Genomic DNA, 22,827 nt, shown 5'->3' with positions numbered 1-22,827 from the left:
GAAATGGAGTTCACGAAATTGGGGAGAACTGGGCTCAAAGTCAGTCGACTCTGCCTTGGCACGATGAACTTTGGCCCTGAAACCGACGAAAAAGAGTCCTTTCGCATGATGGACGCGGCACTCGATGCGGGCATCAACTTTTTTGACACTGCAAACGTCTATGGCGGTCAGGGACATCGCGGCCGGACCGAAGAAATTATCGGTCGTTGGTTCGCACAGGGAGGCGGACGGCGGGAACGAGTTGTCTTGGCCACCAAAGTCTACAATGTGATGGACAATCCGCTCGATGGTCCCAATGAGGGCCCCGGTCTCTCGGCGTATAAAATCCGCCGCCATCTCGAGAGTTCTTTGAAGCGACTTCAGACGGACCATGTTGAACTCTATCAAATGCACCACATTGACCGAAATTGCACCTGGGACGAGCTTTGGGGTGCTTTTGAACTGGCCGTTCAGCAAGGTAAAGTCGGTTACGTGGGTTCCAGCAACTTTGCCGGATGGCATCTCGCCGTAGCGCAAGCTGCTGCAAAGGAGCGGCATTTTTTGGGGCTTGTATCCGAGCAGCACATGTACAATCTGCTGTGCAGAGAACCCGAATTGGAAGTACTTCCTGCATCCGAATCTCTCGGCATTGGCGTCATTCCCTGGAGTCCACTCGCTGGCGGTCTGCTCGGGAGAAATGCGCTGACGAAGACCGGTAGTCGCAGTGCGCGCGCGACTCAGTCGTTGGAGAAACACCGTACGCAGTTGGAGGCTTTTGCCGCCCTGTGCCAAGAACTCGGAGAACCGCAAGATGTTGTAGCCCTTGCATTCGTGCTCAAACATCCAGCTGTAACGGCCCCGATTATCGGCCCTCGCACCTTGCAACAGTTGGAGGACTCGCTTCATGTGCTGGACGTTCATTTGTCAGAGGAGGTCATGGGCCGCCTACACGAAATTTTCCCAGGACCCGGCAAACCAGCGCCTGAAGCTTATTCTTGGTAAGCACGGATAAACCATGCACTCGATAGCACGTATTGTGGTAGCCCTTCTATGGTGCAAACAGGGGTGCGGCCAGTGTCGCCTGTTTTGCACCCGGGGGCTTACATTACACTTCTCGCTGCAATTCTATCCTCGCTACCGCACGGCGATGCACTTCGTCCGGCCCGTCTGCCAAACGCAATGTCCGCGCGTTAGCCCACATTTTAGCAAGCGGGAAATCCTCGCTCACGCCCGCTCCACCGTGTACTTGAATAGCACGGTCAATAACCCGAAGCGCCATATTCGGCGCCACGACTTTAATCATGGCAATCTCTAACTGTGCCCCCTTGTTGCCAACAGTATCCATCCGATAGGCAGCCTTTTGAACAAGCAGGCGAGCCTGTTCAATGTCCATCCGCGAATCGGCAATATAGCTCTGAATGACTCCCTGATGTGCCAAAGGATGCCCAAACGCTACACGCGCCTTAGCCCGTTCACACATGTAGTCCAGCGCACGTTCGGCGGCACCCACCAAACGCATGCAGTGATGGATGCGCCCTGGACCAAGCCTGCCCTGAGCAATAGCAAATCCTTTACCCTCCGCCCAAATCATCGAATTCAGTGGGACTCGCACATGGTTGAATGTCACCTCCCCATGACCGTGTGGAGCATCGTCATAGCCGAAGACCGACAGCATTCTTTTCACATGAACACCCGGCGCGTCGAGGGGCACCAAAACCATCGACTGCTGTTCATAGCGAGGAGCCTCTGGATTCGTCTTTCCCATCAAAATTGCCACCTTGCAACGCGGGTCCAAAGCCCCAGAAGACCACCACTTGTGTGCGTTGATGACGTATTCGTCGCCATCGCGGACAATACTGGCCTCGATATTGGTTGCGTCCGAAGATGCAACTCCCGGTTCAGTCATCGCAAAGCACGACCGTATCTCCCCAGCCAAAAGTGGCCGCAGCCACTGTTCTTGCTGCTCACGTGTCCCATACAGAGCGAGTACTTCCATATTCCCTGTATCGGGCGCACTGCAATTGAACACTTCGGGAGCGATTTCGGAACGCCCCATCTCTTCACAGAGCGGCGCGTATTCAACATTGGTCAATCCTGCACCAAACCGCTCATCTGGCAAAAACAAGTTCCACAAACCTTCAGCTCTTGCAAGGGCCTTCATTTCCTCCATGATAGGCGGAATGGTAAACCGGCTATCCGCCGACTTCAGCTGCTGATAATACGTAGACTCATTCGGCAAGACGACTTCCGCCATAAATGCTTTCAATTTGTCTAACCACATGCTCGTTTTTTCAGAATAAGAAAAATCCAATTCGCTCTCTCCTCTCGCAGACTCAAGCCGACTCTACTTGTTCTGCGGGTTTCTCTGCAAGTTCGCCGCGCCGAACAAAGGGATGGAAGATGGGGCTAAAGCCTGCGACAAAGCCGATAGCACCGAGCAGACTGAACAACAATCCAATCGGAATGACGGCTGCGAGACCGCCAAAGACCAACTGAGAAACAGGTGTCATACCATTAAAGGCCGTTTGCAACAAAGCGAAGGTGCGCCCAAGTTGCGGTCCTGGCACCGCCTGTTGGATGCCTGTAAAAAACGCCACATTGACCATCACCATGAAGAAGCCACCGAAGAAAAACCAAACACAGATGAGTGGAATATTGTCAGTAAATCCGGTGAATAGAATCATCAGAGCCGCAATCGAAGTGCAGTATACAAATAACAACTCCCGGCGAATCTTGGCCGCCACTGTGGAGACTAACAGTCCGCCAATCACTTCCCCAACCGCCAGCGAAGCATTGATGAGACCTACCATGGTCGCACCCGTAGATGTCTGATAGTGAAGATGAATGGCTACATACTGGACGAGCAGAAGGTCAAGTGCGGCCATTGGAAAGTTAAAGAGCATGAGAAACGGTGTGAAGATTTTTGCATAGCGAACTGTTTGAAACACTTCAAAGCCACCACGCAAGTCTTGAAAAAAGCTGTGCACTTCAAGAGGTCTTTTGACGAGGTCTGGCTCATCCACCTGCATCATCGTCAGAGCGACGAAGGAAATGAGATATGTGATGGCACCCACAGAAAATGCGTAGCCAAGACCCGCAAAACCTATCAGCAGACCGCCGACAGCTGGCCCTGCAACACCCATGGCCGTCTTCCCGGTCTGGATGATGGAATTTGCCTCGAGCAAATCGTCTTGTTCGACTAAACGAGTCCGAAGTACCGCATCAGACGGGCTAAAAAAGGTCGAGAAGACCGACTGGAGCAAAGCAATCGCAAGTACTTCCCAAATCATGACGACGTGCGCAAAAATGAGTGCGGCTAACACAACCAGCAGAACCATTCGCGCCGCATCGGCAATACGCATGACTTCACGCTTTTTCCAGCGGTCAATCAAGACACCCGCAAAGGGCGATAACATAATTCTCGGAATGGCGTCTGCAACCAGTACCAGCCCCATCAACAGTGTGGACGAGAGCAAGCCGCCCGTAAGCGTTCGCATCAACCACAGCAATGCCAACACGTTGAAACTCAACCCAAACTGAGAGGCGCTTTGACCAAGAAAAAACAAAGAAAAATTCCGTTTCTTCAATAATCGCCATTTTGCCTGAAACATGCCTCACACTCCATCGCGGATTCTTGTCGAAAAGCCATTGGTTAGTGGTCAAGAGCAAGGGGGTGTCCATTGACGAAAGAGACGGACCAACAGGATATTCGCTCTGTACGGAAAGGACTGGACTACACTCAGTTCGACCAGCGAACCCTAAGATAATAGAGAGATTGGACTAGAAGACCCCGCAACCGGAACCGTACACTAGTAGATTATATAAAAATCGGTTCCCCTTGGATAGAGCCTCCTGCCGTTTCAACGGGAATATTTTCATTTCTCACTGGATTCTCAACTTCGTGACAATCGGCAAGTCACTTGACACCTATGAAACTTTTGATTAAATTAACCTAACGGTATAAATAATTAGGGTGTGGCTGTGTTCTGCCCCCCAATCAAGGAGGAACCTTATTTTGGAGAACTCTGGATTTTTTGCGGCCTGGGGGCGCTTGGTGGCTGGCAGACGCAGCCGATTTGTCACCCTCGCACTGTGGATTGTTCTCACCGCCGTTCTCTCCATCGTATTGCCCAGCGTCACCAAAGAGGAAAACAACAACGCTGCGGAATTGCCGAGCAGAGCTGCAAGCGTGGTCGCTGCACAGATGCAAAAAAAATATTTTCCGAGTAACTCCGGAACACCTGCACTGATTGTCTTTTATCGCGCCGGAGGACTTCAGACAACCGATTTGGAGAAAATCCAAAAACTTTCTGGATATCTTCATGACCACCCCGTACCGGAGCAGTCGTCCGTTCCGGATTTTCAGCATGTGCCCCTAGCCGTGGTCGCCAAACTCGAATCAAAAGATGAGACGACTCTCGTGTTCCCCATTTCTATCGACTCCAAAGCAGGTACTGCCACACTCGAAACAGATGTTGCTGCCATCCATAAAGATGTTGAACAAATTTTTGGCGACGACCCGTTTCAGGCGACGTCGGATGCCAGCCACGGACAAGTATTGGAGGCTCGTATCACTGGCCCCGTAGGCATTGCGACCGATGCCACGAGCTTGTTTAAAAATGCAGACATCACTCTGCTCGCAGCGACGGTCTCGCTGGTGCTGATTTTGCTCATTTTGCTCTATCGTTCACCACTGCTAGCTCTCGTGCCGCTCATCTCCGTGGGATTTGCATATGGTGTCATCTCTCCAATTTTAGGCGGTCTCGCCAAACTCGGGTGGCTGACAGTGGGTGCCCAAAGCGTGTCCATCATGACGGTTCTCCTCTTTGGTGCAGGCACCGACTACTGCCTGTTTCTTGTTGCGCGCTTCCGAGAAGCCTTACACAACGAGTCCGACCCAAAACGAGCCATGCATCAGTCTGTCGGTCAAGCAGGCGGTGCCATCGCGATGAGTGCTTTGACTGTAGTTGTATCGCTACTGACGCTACTGTTTGCTAAATACGGTTCTGACCATCGCTTCGCCTTACCTTTCAGTATCGCCATCTTTATGATGGCCATTGCCGGATTAACCCTTGTGCCTGCTCTGCTCTCTATCCTTGGGCGTCGGGCATTCGTACCGTTTGTGCCGCGCACTCCAGAGATGGAAGCAGCTCGCACAGCCCGGCGCCGGCAAAAACGCGGAGAGCGGGCAGCGCTTCCATATGAGCAGAAACTTCAGAAGAAACAGGCCCGGAATGCTCGTAGCGGACGCATGGGTCGGCTCGTAGCGAGACGTCCGTGGACCATTGCAGGCATCTCCGTCGTCGTCTTGCTCATCCTAGGTTCGTTTGCCACACAAATTCACTATACGTACAATCTCCTGGACTCCTTCCCCAAGAATATGCCCTCTCGAGTGGGCTTTCATCTCATTGAAACCCACTATGCTGCGGGCGATCTCGCTCCAATCGAGATTGTCACCACAGAGGGCACGTCGACTGAGAAAGTCGAGCGGGATCTCAAAAAATTGCCTTTCGTTGGCACCGTAAGTTCGGCGACTTCAAAAGTCAACAACACAGTTCACCAATACACAGTCGTCGAAAAAAGCAACCCTTACTCCAACGCGGCCATGAATACGTTGCCAACTTTGCGTCAAGCGGTGGTCGACAGTCTACGTCACGAGGGAGTGCCCGATGCGAAAGCGAGCGTTTATATCAGCGGCGAGACAGCAACGCAGTTTGATACGCGATATTACACCACACGTGACACGAAAGTCGTCATCCCCATTGTCATCGCAGTCATCGCGCTTCTCCTCCTGACCTATCTACGGTCCATCGTGGCGATGGTCTATCTGATTGTCACCGTGGGTCTTTCCTATTTAGCGGCACTTGGCACTGGTTGGCTGCTCCTGCATGGCGTCATGCACGCGACGGCATTGGAAGGAGCCATTCCGCTCTATGCCTTCGTCTTCTTAGTGGCCCTCGGAGAAGACTACAACATTTTCATGATTTCTCGCATCTGGCAAGAGGCACGACGGAAACCTCTCAGGGAAGCCGTTGCCATTGGCGTCAATCGGACTGGCGCCGTCATCACGTCAGCCGGACTCATTCTCGCCGGAACATTTGCAGTTCTTGCCGGATTGCCGATACAAATTCTTGTCCAATTCGGATTGCTGACAGCACTTGGCGTGCTGATTGACACGTTCATTGTCCGTCCATTTCTCGTGCCTTCCATCACGGCCATTTTAGGACGTTTCGCGTTCTGGCCCAGCCCCGCTCCGGAATTCGCCAGCGAAGCCAAAATGGAGTCCGAGACGTCTATCTGACAGGCATAAAGCACACATGGCGCCGTGCAGACCTCACCCGTGTCGGGGCCTGCACAGCGCATTTTTGTGTCAAGGCAGCCAGCGAAGCCAAGGGCCTAAAATCGGCGTAAGGGCCATGTGTCCGGGAGCGGGAGGGCAACTGCTTGCCCACCAACTCTCGAACTCCATGGCCCATCTCGTCTGTCCGATGGTTGCCCGAACCACTCAATGGCAGTTACTTTGACGCGACCGCCAGTTTAGAGCCTATGAACACAGCGAGATCGACCACCCGATTCGAGTAGCCCCACTCGTTATCGTACCAGGCAACGACTTTAACCATGCGGTCTACGACAAAAGTAGACAATGCGTCAACCGAGGCCGAGTGCGCGTCTCCATTGTAGTCGCGAGACACGAGCGGTTCTGCACTGTATTGCATAATACCTTTCAATGCGCCACGCGATGCCTCCTCTAACGCAGCGTTGACGGACTCTACCGTGACGTCTTTACGAACATCCGCCACGAGGTCAACCACGGACACATTCGGAGTTGGCACCCGCATGGCCATGCCATTCAAGCGACCTTTGAGATGGGGCAACACCAGTCCCACCGCTTTGGCAGCACCCGTCGACGTAGGAATGATATTCAGCGCAGCGGCCCGAGCACGGCGCATATCGGAGTGCGGCAAGTCGAGAATTTGTTGGTCATTCGTGTAGGAATGCACGGTGGTCATAAGCCCGCGCTCGATGCCAAAATGGTCATCCACTACTTTAGCGACTGGTGCCAAACAATTCGTGGTGCAGGAAGCATTCGAGACGACATGATGCTTCTCTGGGTCATACATCGACTCATTGACGCCCATCACAATGGTGATATCCTCATTTTTTGCAGGTGCTGAGATAATCACTTTCTTGGCCCCGCCATGGGTCATATGAACCTTTGCCTTCTCTTTGTCGGTGAAGCGGCCAGTCGACTCAATGACCAGTTCCACGCCGACCTTCGCCCAAGGAATCTCTTCCGGGTTGCGCTCCGCGAACACTTTGATGGAGCGACCATTGACGACAATCTGGTCACCATCGGCATGAACATCCGCATCGAGTCTGCCGTGAACGGAGTCATATTTGAGCAGCATTGCCAACGTCTTTGCGTCGGTCAAGTCGTTGACGGCGACAATTTCAACATCAGACTTTGACATCGCCGCACGAAACACATTCCGGCCAATGCGTCCAAATCCATTAATCCCGATTTTTAGTGTCATTCTATTTCTCTCCTTTTGTCCATTTCTTTTTCAATCATCCGCTTTGCTGCACCTTCGTCCGTCACCAGTACGTCAATCCGGTACGCTTTTGCAGCTGCTGCCACTGCATCTGCTTTGCGACCTCCGCCTGCGACTGCCATGACGATGCGTAGCTGTGGCAAGTCAGTCAGGCGCAACCCAACCGTCGGCATGGCATAGACAACATCTCCCGAAGCATTGAAATAATACCCAAATGCCTCTGCCACGGCGCAGTTCTCTTCCAACAACTTCAGTTCAGACTGGGATGCCTGGCGCCGTTCGGCCATCTCCAAAGCACTTCCGATACCATGCAACACGACCGTGGCTTGACGAATCTCCTGCAATCGTTGTTCCACATAAGGGTCTGCCAGGAGCTGGTCCAAAGCTTCTTCTCCGAGTCTGTCCGGCACATGTAGCATGACCGAATGTCCGCCAAGTTTTTCAGCCAACTTGGACGCGATTGAGTTCGCTTGAATTTCCACTGTTTCACCTAGGCCCCCACGGGCTGGGACAACTTTGATGGTGACGGCTGGTGCCGCTACGGACATCCGGCGCGCAACCGACGCCATCGTCGTCCCGCCAGTGACGGCCAGAATATCAAGCGGAGTCAGCGCCCTCTTGAGGAATTCCGCTGCTCGATAGCCTAGATTGTCCTTCGCAAAGCCCACTTCATCACTATCACCCTCGACGACAATGACCGTGGGAATACGCAGAAGTCGTGAAACAGTCTCCGCTTGTTCGGCACGGCCATCCAATTTCGATGCGAACTCGCCCACCATCTCCAGGGCTCGCTCGCCGTCCTCAGACAGCGATACGCCTGCGGCACTGGCGACCAGTAACCCTTGCTCTCTGAGAAAATCCAGGTTTGCCCGTAAGATTCGCTCCGTCGTACCCATCTCAAGGGCCAGCGCTCGCCGTCCAATGGGACCAAGTGCGTAAATTCGTTCGAGAATCCTCGTGCGCCACCGCAACTCTTCGGACAATTCGGGAACAAGTCGGCGAACGGCGCTCCACATAGCTGCCTCATCTTTCGTATCCACGCGCCGCCTCCTTATGGGACGAATTTAGTCCCTGGTAGTCAAATTTAGTCCCGATAAGGCCAAAGATGCTGTATGTCAATATTGTAAACCGCACGTTCCCGTCCCGCAACTCTTCGGCAAGATTTTTACGGGAGTTGGGCGACCGGGATATCCCTCGAATGCCTTCGCAGACTCTGGTCTGCCCACTGAAATGAAAGGCGGCAGCCGCACCACACCGAAACCGTTGCGCCAAGTCTTTGGTCGTTATCGACGCGCGGTCAAACCATCCACAGTTCTTTCCATTCATGAACGTGATGCATTGACACTATCTGGTTGTCCGCACAGTCTGCCAAAATACGTTGAAGCACCGCAGGACGCCACCAGTCCGCCTCTTTTTTAGAGATCAGGCGCTCGGCTTCGGAGACGGATAGCCAAGCCGTATCTAAGATTTCTTTTCCGTCGACCTTACGCTGCAGACCGTTTATGGTTCGATCCGTTGGATGGGCTGCAAAGACGACTCGCACGAGACGATGACCTGGTTTACGCAAATAGGTATAAACGCCGATAAGTCCGACAATTTCGCCGAGGACACCCGTCTCCTCCAACAATTCGCGAACCGCCGCTCCCTCTAAACACTCTCCCGGTCGAGGGCGGCCGGACGGCAAATTCCAGCAGCCTTTTTTCTTGCCTCGTCCTTCACGAACAAAGAGAATCTCTTCTGTCCCCTGCACAACATGAGACAAGACAGCCGTGACAGACAGAGTGATCGCACTCGACCCCATTCTTTCGCCCCAATTCATACCATTCAGTCGGCATATGCCCCGCAAACGGGCATAAACACATCAGGCTTTACTATATCCGATTGTGTCAGGAGTTCAAAATCTGGCACAATGAAGGAGTGGAAAACAGGGGCATGGTCACCCTGATAGTGGAGAGGAGTTCGTGCATGAGTTACCCTGGGAAGTTGATTATCGTCGAGGGGACCGACGGTTCAGGAAAGAGTACGCAAATATCGCTCCTCAAGACCTGGTTAGAGAATGAAGGATATCCCGTCGTTTTTACGGAATGGAATTCTTCGACACTTGTCAAGACATGGACCAAAAAAGCAAAACAACAGCGGCAACTGTCGCCCACCACGTTCCATCTGATACACGGCGCGGATTTTTATGACCGCTATGAGCGCCTCATTCTTCCACTGCTCCGGGCTGGATTCATCGTGTTGGCAGATAGGTACATCTATACTGCGTTCGCGCGCGATGTAGCCCGTGGATGCGAGCGAGCGTGGGTACAGAACACGTATGCAGACGTCGTACGTCCATCCCTCGCCCTATACTTTCAAACCCCGCTTGACGTTGCCGTGGACCGCATCTTAGCAGGTCGACCCGAGTTAAAATACCACGAGGCCGGACTGGATTTGGGATTCACCGACGACCCCGTGGAGAGTTTCAAAATATTTCAAGGCATGGTGAAAGAAGAATATGACGGAATGGCTTCAAAGGAGAATTTGCAAGTCATTGACGCCACGTTGCCGATTGACGTCCAGCAACGGCAAGTTCGGGACCTTACCAAGTCCATTTTGAAAGATTATGAAGGGTTGCATCCCATTGAACTTGGCACGGGACACGCAGCGCGGTTCACCCCGCAGCCTACTGCTGACGCTCTAGCCCCCCATTCCTTTCGACCGCACGGACTGCCAGGACAGTTGATTGTAGTCGAAGGCTCCGACTACTCAGGGCACTACCAGAGGAGTCAGGCACTCAAGGAGTTTTTAGAAATTCGCGGATATGCGGTCTATTCGGCTGGTATCAAACGGTCCAAACTGATGCGCCAAGCAATTGAAGAGGCCAAGGAAGACCAAATGGTTGGCCCTCGAACCATGGCATTGTTTTATGCTACAGATTTTATGGCTGAATTAGAGAACGGCATTCTTCCCGCTCTGCGCGCGGGAATGGTTGTGATTGCCGACCGCTACATCTACACACTGATGGCGCGCCAACTGGTACGTGGCGGATCGGCCCAATGGCTAGAAAATTTATACGATCTCGCTGTGCAACCGGATATTTCCTTTTATTTGGAGTCGGACGCTGAGACCTTGGCGCACCGCTGTTTGTCCCAGTATGGACAACTCTTTCGCTGGGAATCCGGCATGGACTTGTGCATCTCCCCAGACGTGCTCGACTCGCTCGTACTGTACCAAGGTGGGCTGCTGGCGCAATATCGTCATTTGGCGTCGGTGTACGGCCTGCATACTCTGCCAGCTATCGGCAAGAACGTACAAAAGGTAATGGAAGAGACCGTCCTCGAGCGATTGCGTGGTGCTGCAGAGTGACGACACTTGGAATTATCGATCTCGGTTCTAACTCGGCCCGCCTCATCCTCTACGAAACGCTGCCAAACGGGAGTTACCGCCCGACTTTCGAAATGAAGCAGAACATTCGTCTCGCCGAAGCTATGGTAGACGGAAGAATCTCCGACGAAGGCGTAGAACGTGCCATCACGTGCAGCACCTTGTTCTATCGCGCTGGAGAAATGCACGGAGTGGACGACTGGATTGCGGTGGCGACGGCGGCTGTCCGCCAAAGCTCAAACCAATCCGACATCTTGAAGCGATTGCATGAGGAATCGGGACTAGCGTTCCGAGTCATTGATGGTAAGACGGAAGGAAGATATGGATATCTCGGCGTGGTTAACACCCTGCCCATTGACGATGCTTTGCTGTTTGACATCGGGGGGGCAAGCAGTGAGTTGATGCTTATGCGCGACCGGGAATTGGTCGATGTCTGTTCAATTCCCTATGGAGCACTCAACCTGAGAGTGCATTTCTCGCATCTGCCCGAATTGGAGATGGGCCGGGCCGCACAACGCTTCATGCTGGAGCAGTTGGCCTGTGTGCCTTTCCTCTCAGGCGCGAAAGGGCTACCGCTGGTCGGACTGGGTGGCACAGCGCGTGCGGTTGCGAAGCTGCACTTGGCAAGAAGGCGCGGGTCTCTGGAACGTATCCACGGCTATCCATTGGAAGCACACGCCATTCAAGACCTGTTCGCTGAACTGAGTGCACTACCCATCGGACGGCGTAAAAAAGTGAAAGGTCTGTCGGAAAGTCGAGCAGACATTGTGATCACTGGACTGGCCACCATCACTGCCTTATTGGACACACTCCAATCAGAACGGATGATTGTCAGCAGAAGCGGCCTGCGCGAAGGAATTTTTTTCGAGCATTATCTGCGTTTCAGCCACAAGACCCGTTTGGACAACGTACTGGAACATAGTGTGGAAAACTTTCAGAAGACGTTTCAAGTCAATCGCAGTGTAGCGCAATCGGTGACTGCTGCAACGATGATTTTGTTCGATAGATTGGTACCGAGCAAGCTGGTTTCCGAAACGGATCGAACACTTCTCTGGGTGACCGCACAGATTGAGAGTTGCGGTTGCTACGTGAATACCGAAAAATGGGCAAAACACTCGGCATATCTGGCTCAAACGTCACACTTGTTCGGCCTTGACTATGACAGCCTAGATGATGTGGTTGCACTGCTCACGGGCCGCGACTCTTCGCTGCGACACCCGGAAAAGCACGTTATGGAGAAGCACGCTTCCGAACAGAACGGTGCAAGCAAGCGAAGCGACACAACCGACCATCGCCTACACCGCCTATCGGTCCTGCTGCGACTGGCTAAGTTGCTCAATTTGCAGTTAGGTATTCCGGCACAAGAACTTTATGCCGAGTTTCAGCACGAAGAATTCTGCGTAGGAAAAATGCCTCATATCGCGCACCGCGTGGCCACCTCTGCAGACGCTGGACTCGGTGATGAGTTTGCCAAAGCCTTCGGTATTCCCCTCTGCTACAAGGACAAATAAACAGCCCCGATGGAGGGCTGTTTATTTTAGAAGCTCACAATTTTTTGAGCGAAGTGCTCTGCACCGAATGGTGTTCACCCTTCGTCAAAATGAGGTGCGCTCGCGCCCGGGTAGGCAAAATGTTGGCGCGCAAATTGGGGCCGTTGATGGTGTCCCAAATACGACTGGCCGTCTCGCTCGCCTCTTCCTCGGTCAGCGTGGAGTAACGACGAAAGAACGATTCCGGCTGGCGAAACGCCGTTTGTCGAAGTTTGTGGAAGCGCTCCACGTACCACTGTTTGATGAGGTGCTCTTCCGCATCGACATAAATTGTGAAGTCAAAGAAATCGGAAACAAAGAGTCGTGGAGCACCACTTTGGGACAGTGACTGCCCTGTCTGCAGAACATTGAGACCTTCGACAATCATGATGTCCGGCTGCCGCACTACCGTCCATTCACCTGGCACAATATCGTATGTGAGGTGCGAGTAGACTGGCGCCTTGACCTCTTTGCGCCCGGACTTGACGTCCGCCAGAAAGCGAATGAGGCGGCGGACGTCGTAACTCTCAGGAAAACCCTTGCGCTCCATCAACCCGCGCTCAGACAGCACGTCGTTGGGTAAAAGAAAGCCGTCGGTGGTGACCAAATCCACCCTAGGATGGCCAGGCCAGCGCGTTAACAGTGCCTGTATGATACGAGCGGTCGTACTTTTACCAACAGCGACACTCCCGGCAATCCCGATGACGTAAGGCACCTTTTCGGCTAAATGTCCGAGAAAGGCGCTGGACGCGAGATAGAGATTGCGCGTGGCATCCACGTACAGATTGAGTAGTCGAGACAGGGGCAGATAAATTTCGTCGACTTCGGTCAGGGACACTTGCTCATTAATGCCGTGCAGTTGTTCCAAATCTTGTTCCGACAAAGGCATGGCCGTCGAGGCCCGCAAGTGGGCCCATTCCGCTCGACTAAAGCGAATATACCGAGAGAAGCTATTGGAATTCGTCGACTTCGACAACGTCTGTAGGCCCCCTGATGCACCATTCTCTGATCTCTCTTTACGACATAAGCTCATCCATCCGCTCCATGCGGTGGTCAGGAGTTTGCTACACTGGCACCCTGATAGGTGGAGGTGACTGTGCTGCCGGACGGATTGCCCGCCGTACTGCCCGACGAATCCACCGACGCTGTACTTCCCGATGACACGTTCGCAGCGCTCGAAGAGTTGTTGTTGGACGCACTGTTTGACGTGTTGCCTTGTGGTCCTTCAATCGTTACAGGTGTACCTACGTGCACCATCGTGAACAGTTTAGCCGCATGCGGGACGGGCAATTCCACACACCCCGCACTTTGTGGAAATCCGTAAGATTGCCGTGGAAATCCATGGATAGCGATGTTGCCGTCAATCGCCATAACCCACTTCACATCGGGCACGTTGTAGTGACTGCCGTTGGGATTGGTACCCTTCATATCCAAATGGGTCGCTTTGAAACGAATGTAGAAATGGCCCAGCGGTGTAGCATTATCCACGCCAGTATTGCACAAGGACTCAAATTCAATTTTGTTGCCGCGATAGAGCGTTAACGTCTCGGGTTGGCCCTCACGCACAATGATGTATTGCGATGTTGCGGTCACAAAAGGGCGTGTCACTTCATGGATGGGCAGGAACTGACCACTAACTCCAACCACACTGTGCGGACCTCCATCTAAATGCAACACCATGCGAGTGGTGCTTGGAAGAGGTTTCGAGGGAATAAATTCCGCCAACTCAGGCGTCAGCCATTTGACGTGTCCTGGTACATTGGGTGAGAAGTGTATTTCTTTGACCAATTGCTGCGGATTCGCAATGGGTGCGCTAAATTGAAATGTATACGGGCCATGCCGGGGCACCTGCAACTGCCACGGTCCAGGGTCCGTGGTCACGTGCAGTGGGGCCGGGGTGGATCCCTTCAACACCACGGACTTCATCTGTGCTCCATCATTCCAAGCGATGGCACTGTCCACCCTGACCTGAACCGCAGAGTCTCCCTGCGGAAGCTGCACTGGCAGCCACAACTTGTCCGTTGGTTTCGTCAGCGGTGTATCTTCCGTCTTGCCGTCATATGTCCAACGCACGTCCCGAACTGGGCCGCTGAAGAAAACTTCCACTCCCCGCAGCGTGTTAAATTGACTCTCGGGTACCAACAGTTTCAATGGCTCTGCCACGGCTGTGGATGACAGCATACGCAAAAACAACGTCAGCAACGCCGCCAAAATCAACAGCAAGACGCTCCGAACCACCGACATTCTCGACCTCATCATCGCTTTTCCTTGCCTCCTTGCACCTGCATGTTCCCCTTTTGACATACACTTTTCAGTCTATCCGTGTCGCTCGTAGAACTAGCATAGCACAGACAGGACCGCTCCGCGAAGAACGCCGGAGCGGTCCAATGTCCAGTCCACTCGCCTACACAGACAGACAAAAGCGCTATCAAACCTTCGCAGCGGTCCCTTCGGACGGTGATTTGCGGCTTGGTTTCGCCTCCAGTGGTCTCCTCGAGTCGGGCAAGACTTGCAACGCAAGGTAGCAAAGAGTCGCAAACAACACAGACACCAACGAGACGTGAACCAAAAACGAAGCTAGACCGTGATCAAGCACAATATAAGCGCCACTCAACGCCTGCGCTATCACCAGTCCAAAGAGAGTCCAGCCGATGCGCAGAATGTCTGGCCGTTCAAAGCGCACCTGCCAGGCCATCCGCACAAGCATCAAACTCAAAATAATGAGTCCTAGCGCCAAAGACCGATGAATCCAATCGTCGACCATCGCAAAACCCGCGACTTTGAACGACTCTGTAGGTACTGGCCAACCTTTGAAAAATTTCGATGCTCCGGTGCTCGAGATATACGCCCCGAAATACATCTCGATGTAGATGTAGATGACGGTAATCCATGTCCAGCGCCGAATGCGCTTGTCTTTATAATCCTTGCGCAGCTGATAATTCCCCGAACGCACATCTGCGTTGCTTCGGCGCAACTGGCGAATGACCAAAAAGAGCAGCACGGCACCATTCAATGCAATCAGCGAAATGCCAAAATGAAACGCTAAGAACCACGGCGGGTCTCCATGCAAAACACCGATGGCACCGAGAGCAGCTTGCATCAGAACTGCAGCGATAGCGATGACAATCAGCCAGACGACCTCTTTGACACGACGATAGAGTTTAAGCGCCATAGCCGAAGTCAAGAGGAGAAAAATCGTAGCAATCGGAACGAGTCCGCGATGGCTGAACTCAATCAACGTGTGCAAACCCATATGCGGCGGAATCAAGTATCCGTGACAAAGAGGCCACTGATGTCCGCATCCAAGAGCAGACCCTGTTTCGGTATCAACAAAACCCACCGTGTTGACAGCAAACAAGAAAAAGACAGTGAGCGCCGCAAAAGTCAGTGTCAATCGCGGCTGAAAGTTGCCACCGGACGGTTTGTTGTTCATCGGCAGTCCCTCACCCTTTCCTCTGCCTCTAGCGAATGTTCGCGACCATCATCACAAAGACAGCCGGTATATAGATGAGTGAGCAAAGGAAGGTTCTCTTGGCCCAGACCAAACTGTCGTCCGATTCCAGAAAAGAGCGGAGCACAAAGCCCAGAAAGACAAGCCCGATGACGCCGGCAACGGTCGTATAAATCCAGCCCACCTGACCCGTGAATACCAACAGCAGTGAAACCGCCAACAGCAGCACCGCATAGACCAAGCTCTGCCGTTTGGTCGATCTCGCTCCTTTCACGACGGGCATCATCGGAATGCCCGCTCGCGTGTAGTCCTCATTTTTGTAGAGAGCCAACGCCCAAAAGTGGGGTGGTGTCCACAAAAAAATAATCGCGAACATCAAAATAGGTGCGAGTGCCAAATGACCCGTGATAGCAGCCCATCCTACGAGCGGCGGGAACGCACCGGCACCTCCACCAATGACAATGTTTTGAGGTGTCCGCCGCTTCAGCCACATGGTATAAATCACCGCGTAGTAGAACGCCCCACCTAAAGCCAAGCCAGCGGTCAGCGGATTGACCGTCCAAATCAAGTAGAAAAATGAGATGGCAATCAGTGCAACTCCAAACAGCATGACATTTCTCGGTTTTAATTGACCCGTGGGAATAGGACGATTGGCGGTCCGGTGCATGATAGCATCCACATCCCGGTCATACCACATATTAATAGAAGCAGAGCCTCCCGTGGCAAGGGCGAGACCCAAAAGAGTGTTGATCGTTAAACCGATGCGTGGAATACCGTGCATCGCAACAATCATCGCCGCATAGCCAGTAAAAAGAAGCATGATTTGAATTTTGGGTTTCGTTGTTGCCACATACGCGCTAAACATTTGAAACGACTTGTATATGAACGATGGGTTTCGAACGATTTGCGACTGGGTAGTCTCTCTTTCAACCATCGACATGTTCGTACCCTTCCTCCCTGATGGATGCAGAACACTGCAGAATAACGCCTGAAGCCAACACAGAGAACAGAACTCAACCAACCATCTGTCCGCCCGATGACGGGCACTGGCGGCATATGCCTATACGCGTTATGCCGCCTCGACCCTGAGACCTACGCCACGTAACTCTTAAACGCCATAATCCAGATGGAACCTGCCACAACAGTGAAAGCAATGAAAAACGCGAAGAAAATCAAGAACTGCTGGTAGTTCGGTCCGAAAGTCTCTGTCAAATGCATGAACAGGAAGAGCTGAATCATCGCCTGGAACACTGCCAGGATGACGATGGCAGAGATGACGGCTTGGCTCGGCAGGTGTGAGCCGAGCACAAACCAGAGAGAACCGAAGGTCAACACCAGCGACAACAAAAAACCAATGATGTGTTTCCACGGAAAAGCTTCTTGATGGTGTTGACCATGCTTCGTCGTGTCGTTGGACGCCATCGCTTACAACACCTTTCCCATGAAGTACACAACGGTAAAGATGAAAATCCATGCCACGTCCAGGAAATGCCAGTACAGACCGGCGATGAAGATTTTTCGAGTCGTGACAGGGTTTAATCCGCGCATCGCCACCTGAATGATGATGGACGTCAGCCACAAGATACCGAGTGAAACGTGGCAACCATGTGTGCCAACCAGAGTAAAGAAGGCGGACAAAAATGCACTCGTGTGCATGGTGGCACCCATGCTTACATACTTGGTAAACTCCGAGACTTCGAATCCGATGAACCCAAGTCCGAGCAGTACGGTCACAATCAGCCAGGCAATGGTTGCATTTTTCATGCCCCGACGCATCGAATATGTGGCCAAACCGCAAGTGAACGAACTGGTCAAGAGCAAAAACGTCTCGGATAGAAACGTCGGGTAGTCGAACAACTGCTGTGACGTGAAGCTGCCAGCCGTGTTTCGGAACAAGAGAATGTACATCGTAAACAGGCAGGAGAAGAGCACCAAGTCAGAACCCAAAAACACCCAAAAACCGAAGATTTTAAGGCTACCGTCCTCCGTGGAGTACTCCATCGGTTTGGACGTGTCAATGTGGTGGTCGTGCTCCATGTCCGCTTCCATCGAATACGCCAACCTTACAACCTCCCTGCTGCAGCTTCGGTGCGCTCAATCACGTCCACCGGAATATAGTGGTCCGTATTGAGTTCAAAAGACCGAGCCCCGAGACATATTAAAACGATGAGCAGGCCGAGAATAGCTGGCACGTACCATGCAAACACGAAGCCAAAGCCAGCGAGACCAAATCCTGCCGCGAGAGTAATCGGTCTCCCAGAGTTGTTCGGCATGTGAATCGGTCGAATCACCGGTTTCTCTTTCTTCGATTTGTCTACGTACTTCTGATACCACCACTCATCGCGGTCATGAACGACGGGAGTTACCGCAAAATTGTACTCGGGTGCTGGGGAAGTGGTTGACCACTCCAACGTGCGCCCATCCCACGGGTCGCCGGTCAAATCACGTTCGCCCTTCCGTATGCTGTAGACAATGTTGTACACCATCAATACAAAGCCGATAGCCATCCCGTAAGCACCGATGGTCTCAACGAAGTTGTAGGGCATCCAACCGAGTCCGGCGGGATACGTGTACATACGGCGGGTCATGCCCATCAACCCGACGACAAACATCGGTAGGAAGCAGACGTTGAACGAAACAATCCAAGTCCAGAAAGCCCAGCGACCCGTGCGTTCGTCTAATTTGACGCCAAACATTTTGGGCCACCAGTAATACATTCCTGCGAAGCACCCGAACACTGTTCCACCCACGAGCACATAATGGAAGTGAGCCACGAGGAAGTAACTATTGTGGTACTGGTAGTCAGCTGGGGCAACGGCCAACATGACACCGGACAGTCCGCCAATCAGAAAGGTTGGAATGAACGCCAGCGCCCACAGCATTGGCATGGCGAATTCAACCCGCCCTCGCCACATGGTAAACAGCCAGTTGAACATCTTGACACCCGTTGGAACGGCGATGAGCATGGTCGACACACCAAAGAAATCATTCACACCAACGCCAGCACCCATCGTGAAGAAGTGATGGACCCAGACGACGAAGGAAAGAATCGAGATGGCCAAGAGTGAAACGACCATGGCACCGTAACCAAAAAGACGCTTGCGGGAGAAGGTAGCGACAACTTCCGAAAATACTCCAAACAGCGGCAAGATGACAATGTACACCTCGGGATGTCCCCAAATCCAGAACAGGTTGACCCACTGCATAGGCATACCACCTGCCGATATGGTGAAGAAGTGCGCCCCGAACAATCGGTCAATCAACAACAGCGCCAAATCGACAGCCAAAACTGGAAAGGCGAAGATGATGAGAATGGACGTGATGAGAACTGACCAGGTGAACATCGGCATCCGCATCAACGTCATGCCAGGCGCACGCATCTTTAAAATGGTGACGAGGAAGTTTACGCCTGTAGCGATAGTACCAATACCTGTAATTTGAAGGGCGATTAAGTAATAATTCTCTCCTGGACCAGGGTCAAAATGCGCCCCAGCAAGCGGTGTATACGATGTCCACCCGGCATTCGGCGAACCGCCGACGACAAAAGACAGGTTGAACAAGAGAGCCGCGACGAAAAACAGCCAGAACGAAATGGCATTCAAATACGGAAAAGCCACATCGCGCGCGCCAATTTGCAGCGGAACTGCTACGTTGAACAGACCGATAACAAACGGCATAGCCATGAACAGAATCATGACCGTACCATGCGTGGTGAAAATTTCATCGTAGTGATTGGCAGATAAGAAATGCTCATTCGGAAATGCCAACTGCGACCGCATGAGAATGGCATCTGAGCCACCGCGGAAAAGCATGGTAATGGCAGCAATGATGTACATGATGCCAATCTTTTTATGGTCGACCGTTGTCAAATACTCTCGCCATAGCCACTTCCACTTCTTAAAGTACGTCAGGACGAAGACAATGGCCAGCGATGCCATGATGATGGCACCATCAGCCCCCAACTCCAGGACGTTATGTGGGAAGAAGGTGAGAATAAAGTGGCGAACTGCTGGATTCACGTGCATAGCCCTCCCTCATGGTCTCCTGAATTACTGTTGATTCGTTTGAGCAAAGAGCGCTTGGTCAGACGGGTAAGAGGAGAATGTCATAGGCTTGACGACACTGGCCTGTTTGATGAGCTTGCGACTGAGTGATTCGCTGAGGGCAGGCTGTGTAGCTTTGACGTGCTGCACCCAAGCATTAAAGTCTGCTTCCGACTTTGCGTAGGTTTCAAATTGCATGTGTACGAAACCTTTTCCGGAGAACTGACCGCTGCGACCGAGATATGTGCCAGTATGTCCAGCTTCCAGCCACAGTTTCAAGTCCTTACCGGGCATTGCAAACTCCATGCCGCCAAGTTGAGGTATCCAGAGTGTGTTCATGGGACCCACGGAAGTCAACTGAAAGTCAATGGGAGCACGAGCTGGGATAACCACATAGTCGACCGTTTCAATCCCTTGTTTTGGGTACTGGAATATCCATTTCCAACGAGCCGCAATCACGTCAATGGTGACGGCCGCGTACTTGCTCTTTGGCGGACTTTCCAAATCTCCCGTGGTGAGAACCGCGGGTACGGCAATGGCCGCAACCAAGATGATGGGAACGACGGTCCAGATGGTCTCTAATTTCCGACTACCTTCCCAATCCGGAGTGTAGACCGATTTGGTGTCTGGCTTGTTGCGAAACTTCACCAACACCATGACAAACAACACGAGAACGACGATAACGACGAAAATCATGATAGCGAATGACCACACAATTAGATGCAACTCACTGCGTGCCACCGGACCTGCTGGTGACATGACCGCATACTTGGAACCACATCCCGTGGCCAAGAGCGCAGTCGCCACGAACATCAGCAATAGACTCGTCAGGCGGCGTTTGGGCGACCTCATCGACGTTTCCAACCCCTCTCCAAGCCCAAAGTAGAAAACTCAGCAGACACTAGACCTATCCTGCAAAGCCCATGGCTCCCGGAATAGATAATACCATTTGCAACCCTTTTCATAGAGCAAAAATCACCGCATTTCAAAGAAACCCATCAAGGCTGTTAACAGAAATACCACAACAAGTTCGACAAATTGTCACAAATACCCCTATGGAAGTATTGTAATTTCAAAGCGCTTTCAATGTGGCTGTTTTGAGCCCTTGAGAGGAACGGTCTGCAACAGTCTGTCGGGCGAAGTGTTCGCAGTATTGCCATGCCCTTAGCGAATTATCCACGAAAGGAATACATGAACAAATTCGTCATTGCCTCCTAAAACGAGAGCGGCATAACGTCGCCTTAGTTTCCCAATGATGGGCAATGGCTGTCTCTGGCACATGAACCGAGGTGGCGGTTCATGATAGGATAGATGTGCGATGTCACTCACAGTATGGGAGGAACCTTGATGACGACTACCCCTTTTCACAATGAGCCATTTTTAGATTTTCAGCTTCCAGCCAACAAATCAGCGATGGAGGCCGCATTGGCAAAAGTGAAGTCCCAGTTCGGTAAGACCTATCCGCTCTTAATCAACGGGAAAGCGGTTACGACCGAATCTGTGCTACCCTCTACCAATCCCGCCCGCATCTCCGAAGTGATTGGGTCTGTCTGCCAAGCGACCAGACAACACATTGAAGAGGCACTCGAAGTAGCGACTCGACGTTTTGAAGACTGGCGATATACAAGTGCAGAACTGCGAGCCACGTACCTATTCAAAGCTGCAGCTGTCATCCGCAGAGACAAATTAGAATGGGCGGCTTGGCAAGTCTACGAGGCCGGCAAAAATTGGGCAGAAGCGGACGGAGATGTTGCGGAAGCCATTGACTTTCTCGAATACTACGGACGAGAGATGCTGCGCTACGGAGAAGGTACACCACTCGTTCCGCTCCCCGGCGAATACAACCGCCAACTCTACATACCTCTCGGTGTTGGCGTCATCATCCCACCTTGGAACTTTCCTCTCGCCATTATGGTCGGGATGACCACGTCTGCCATTGTCACAGGCAATACCGTTTTGCTCAAGCCATCTCCCAATACGTCGGTCATCGCCGCGAGATTTGTCCAAATGATGCACGATATCGGACTTCCGGATGGCGTCATCAACTTTGTACCCGGACCACCAGAGGAGATTGGCGACTTTATGGTCGACCATCCAAAGACGCGGTTCGTGTCCTTTACCGGATCGAAAGCAGTCGGACTTCGTATCTCCGAACGCGCTGCCAAGACGGCGTCGGGACAGCGTTGGATGAAGCGCGTCATTGCCGAAATGGGCGGAAAAGACGGTATCGTCGTCGATGAACACGCGGACCTTGAACTGGCTGCGACAGACATCGTGTCGTCCGCTTTCGGTTTTCAGGGTCAAAAATGCTCGGCGGCTTCGCGCGCCATCCTCCACAAGAAAGTCTACGACGAAATCGTGGAGCGCGTGGTGGAAAAGACCAAAGCCCTGAAAATGGGGCCACCGGAGCAAAATTTCTACAACGGTCCCGTCATCGAGCAGAAGTCGGTCGACAAAATCATGCGCTACATCGAAATTGGCAAGTCGGAGGCAAATCTGCTGGTTGGTGGAGAGCGTGGACCGAGCGAGGGCTATTACATTCAACCGACGGTCTTTGCGGACGCAAAGCGCGGTCAGAAAATCATGTGTGAAGAAATTTTCGGCCCCGTTTTGGCGATGTATCGCGCCGACAACTTTGAGGATGCACTTGACACCTTTAACGACACGGAGTACGGTTTGACTGGTTCCGTATACTCCTACAATCGGGCTCACTTAGAACAAGCGCGTGACCGCATGCATTGTGGCAACCTGTACTTCAATCGCAAATGCACAGGTGCCCTCGTTGGCGTTCATCCTTTCGGGGGATTTCACATGTCTGGAACAGATTCCAAGGCTGGCGGCCCCGACTATTTGCTTCAATTCATGCAGGCGAAAGTGGTCTCCGAACGGTTCTAAAACGCCTTTTT

General features: G+C 52.5%; 18 protein-coding genes. 5 read left to right on the top strand and 13 right to left on the bottom strand.

All coding sequences use genetic code 11. The annotated features are described in order from the left end of the window. Positions 1 to 3: 3 nt before the first annotated feature. On the top strand, positions 4 to 981 hold the full coding sequence (locus tag M4I36_RS16440) for an aldo/keto reductase (RefSeq protein WP_258112846.1): 978 nt from the start codon (positions 4 to 6) through the stop codon (positions 979 to 981). 103 nt (positions 982 to 1,084) lie between these two features. Here M4I36_RS16440 and M4I36_RS16435 read toward each other — a convergent pair whose 3' ends face one another. Beyond that, positions 1,085 to 2,290, bottom strand: a complete 1,206-nt coding sequence (locus tag M4I36_RS16435) for an acyl-CoA dehydrogenase family protein (RefSeq protein WP_258112845.1) — start codon at positions 2,288 to 2,290, stop codon at positions 1,085 to 1,087. A 22-nt stretch (positions 2,291 to 2,312) separates the two neighbouring features. Beyond that, positions 2,313 to 3,590, bottom strand: a complete 1,278-nt coding sequence (locus M4I36_RS16430; protein ID WP_258112844.1) for an MFS transporter — start codon at positions 3,588 to 3,590, stop codon at positions 2,313 to 2,315. A 404-nt stretch (positions 3,591 to 3,994) separates the two neighbouring features. Between M4I36_RS16430 and M4I36_RS16425 the strand changes: the two genes are divergently transcribed. Continuing rightward, positions 3,995 to 6,280 (top strand): MMPL family transporter, encoded by a 2,286-nt coding sequence (locus M4I36_RS16425; RefSeq protein WP_258112843.1) that lies wholly within the window; start codon positions 3,995 to 3,997, stop codon positions 6,278 to 6,280. A gap of 214 nt (positions 6,281 to 6,494) precedes the next feature. Here M4I36_RS16425 and gap read toward each other — a convergent pair whose 3' ends face one another. The 3 genes from gap to M4I36_RS16410 form a co-directional block, all read right to left on the bottom strand. Further along, entirely contained in the window at positions 6,495 to 7,514 is a 1,020-nt protein-coding gene (gene gap, locus M4I36_RS16420; RefSeq protein ID WP_258112842.1) for a type I glyceraldehyde-3-phosphate dehydrogenase, read from the bottom strand. Next, the gene (locus M4I36_RS16415) at positions 7,511 to 8,572 is read right to left on the bottom strand and encodes a sugar-binding transcriptional regulator (RefSeq protein ID WP_258112841.1); all 1,062 of its coding nucleotides are present in this window, start codon (positions 8,570 to 8,572) and stop codon (positions 7,511 to 7,513) included. The genes gap and M4I36_RS16415 overlap by 4 nt, the downstream gene beginning before the upstream one ends. Before the next feature lie 257 nt (positions 8,573 to 8,829). Then, a complete protein-coding gene (locus M4I36_RS16410) occupies positions 8,830 to 9,333 on the bottom strand; it encodes an NUDIX hydrolase (protein ID WP_258112840.1) in 504 nt (167 codons plus the stop codon). Between the two features lie 164 nt (positions 9,334 to 9,497). On the opposite strand from M4I36_RS16410, the gene M4I36_RS16405 reads away from it, so the two are divergent. Continuing rightward, positions 9,498 to 10,880 (top strand): dTMP kinase, encoded by a 1,383-nt coding sequence (locus M4I36_RS16405; protein ID WP_258112839.1) that lies wholly within the window; start codon positions 9,498 to 9,500, stop codon positions 10,878 to 10,880. Next, positions 10,877 to 12,409, top strand: a complete 1,533-nt coding sequence (locus tag M4I36_RS16400) for a Ppx/GppA family phosphatase (RefSeq protein WP_258112838.1) — start codon at positions 10,877 to 10,879, stop codon at positions 12,407 to 12,409. Before M4I36_RS16405 ends, M4I36_RS16400 begins: the two co-directional genes overlap by 4 nt. Before the next feature lie 34 nt (positions 12,410 to 12,443). Here the strand turns inward: M4I36_RS16400 and coaA are convergent, their stop codons facing one another. From coaA to M4I36_RS16360, 8 genes are all read right to left on the bottom strand, one after another. After that, positions 12,444 to 13,403, bottom strand: coding sequence for a type I pantothenate kinase (gene coaA / locus M4I36_RS16395; protein WP_258112837.1), 960 nt, complete (start codon positions 13,401 to 13,403; stop codon positions 12,444 to 12,446). Between the two features lie 77 nt (positions 13,404 to 13,480). Further along, the gene (locus M4I36_RS16390) at positions 13,481 to 14,686 is read right to left on the bottom strand and encodes a L,D-transpeptidase (RefSeq protein WP_258112836.1); all 1,206 of its coding nucleotides are present in this window, start codon (positions 14,684 to 14,686) and stop codon (positions 13,481 to 13,483) included. A gap of 169 nt (positions 14,687 to 14,855) precedes the next feature. Beyond that, on the bottom strand, positions 14,856 to 15,860 hold the full coding sequence (locus tag M4I36_RS16385; RefSeq protein WP_258112835.1) for a COX15/CtaA family protein: 1,005 nt from the start codon (positions 15,858 to 15,860) through the stop codon (positions 14,856 to 14,858). A gap of 28 nt (positions 15,861 to 15,888) precedes the next feature. Then, positions 15,889 to 16,818 carry a heme o synthase gene (locus tag M4I36_RS16380; RefSeq protein ID WP_258112834.1) on the bottom strand — a complete coding sequence of 310 codons (930 nt, stop codon included), beginning with the start codon at positions 16,816 to 16,818 and terminating at the stop codon, positions 15,889 to 15,891. A 152-nt stretch (positions 16,819 to 16,970) separates the two neighbouring features. Then, positions 16,971 to 17,300 carry a cytochrome aa3 quinol oxidase subunit IV gene (gene qoxD / locus M4I36_RS16375; protein ID WP_258112833.1) on the bottom strand — a complete coding sequence of 110 codons (330 nt, stop codon included), beginning with the start codon at positions 17,298 to 17,300 and terminating at the stop codon, positions 16,971 to 16,973. Positions 17,301 to 17,303: 3 nt separating this feature from the next. After that, positions 17,304 to 17,915, bottom strand: coding sequence for a cytochrome (ubi)quinol oxidase subunit III (locus tag M4I36_RS16370; protein ID WP_258112891.1), 612 nt, complete (start codon positions 17,913 to 17,915; stop codon positions 17,304 to 17,306). Positions 17,916 to 17,941: 26 nt separating this feature from the next. Beyond that, positions 17,942 to 19,903 carry a cytochrome aa3 quinol oxidase subunit I gene (qoxB, locus tag M4I36_RS16365; protein WP_258112832.1) on the bottom strand — a complete coding sequence of 654 codons (1,962 nt, stop codon included), beginning with the start codon at positions 19,901 to 19,903 and terminating at the stop codon, positions 17,942 to 17,944. Positions 19,904 to 19,927: 24 nt separating this feature from the next. Then, complete coding sequence (locus tag M4I36_RS16360) at positions 19,928 to 20,773, bottom strand: cytochrome c oxidase subunit II (RefSeq protein WP_258112831.1); 846 nt, start codon at positions 20,771 to 20,773, stop codon at positions 19,928 to 19,930. Positions 20,774 to 21,268: 495 nt separating this feature from the next. On the opposite strand from M4I36_RS16360, the gene pruA reads away from it, so the two are divergent. Further along, on the top strand, positions 21,269 to 22,816 hold the full coding sequence (gene pruA / locus M4I36_RS16355; protein WP_258112830.1) for an L-glutamate gamma-semialdehyde dehydrogenase: 1,548 nt from the start codon (positions 21,269 to 21,271) through the stop codon (positions 22,814 to 22,816). Positions 22,817 to 22,827 lie beyond the last annotated feature (11 nt).

Origin of the sequence: Alicyclobacillus sp. SP_1 (assembly GCF_024706985.1) — a bacterium.
Classification (GTDB): Bacteria; Bacillota; Bacilli; order Alicyclobacillales; family Alicyclobacillaceae; genus Alicyclobacillus_I.
This window is presented reverse-complemented; position numbering and strand designations above follow the sequence as displayed.

Coding starts and splice junctions, on each gene's coding strand:
- M4I36_RS16385 (WP_258112835.1), bottom strand. CDS start 15,860: ATGAACAACAAACCGTCCGGTGGCAACTTTCAGCCGCGATTGACACTG.
- pruA (WP_258112830.1), top strand. CDS start 21,269: ATGACGACTACCCCTTTTCACAATGAGCCATTTTTAGATTTTCAGCTT.
- qoxB (WP_258112832.1), bottom strand. CDS start 19,903: ATGCACGTGAATCCAGCAGTTCGCCACTTTATTCTCACCTTCTTCCCA.
- gap (WP_258112842.1), bottom strand. CDS start 7,514: ATGACACTAAAAATCGGGATTAATGGATTTGGACGCATTGGCCGGAAT.
- M4I36_RS16440 (WP_258112846.1), top strand. CDS start 4: ATGGAGTTCACGAAATTGGGGAGAACTGGGCTCAAAGTCAGTCGACTC.
- M4I36_RS16405 (WP_258112839.1), top strand. CDS start 9,498: ATGAGTTACCCTGGGAAGTTGATTATCGTCGAGGGGACCGACGGTTCA.
- M4I36_RS16390 (WP_258112836.1), bottom strand. CDS start 14,686: ATGATGAGGTCGAGAATGTCGGTGGTTCGGAGCGTCTTGCTGTTGATT.
- M4I36_RS16430 (WP_258112844.1), bottom strand. CDS start 3,590: ATGTTTCAGGCAAAATGGCGATTATTGAAGAAACGGAATTTTTCTTTG.
- M4I36_RS16380 (WP_258112834.1), bottom strand. CDS start 16,818: ATGTCGATGGTTGAAAGAGAGACTACCCAGTCGCAAATCGTTCGAAAC.
- M4I36_RS16410 (WP_258112840.1), bottom strand. CDS start 9,333: ATGGGGTCGAGTGCGATCACTCTGTCTGTCACGGCTGTCTTGTCTCAT.
- M4I36_RS16370 (WP_258112891.1), bottom strand. CDS start 17,915: ATGGAGCACGACCACCACATTGACACGTCCAAACCGATGGAGTACTCC.
- M4I36_RS16360 (WP_258112831.1), bottom strand. CDS start 20,773: ATGAGGTCGCCCAAACGCCGCCTGACGAGTCTATTGCTGATGTTCGTG.
- qoxD (WP_258112833.1), bottom strand. CDS start 17,300: ATGGCGTCCAACGACACGACGAAGCATGGTCAACACCATCAAGAAGCT.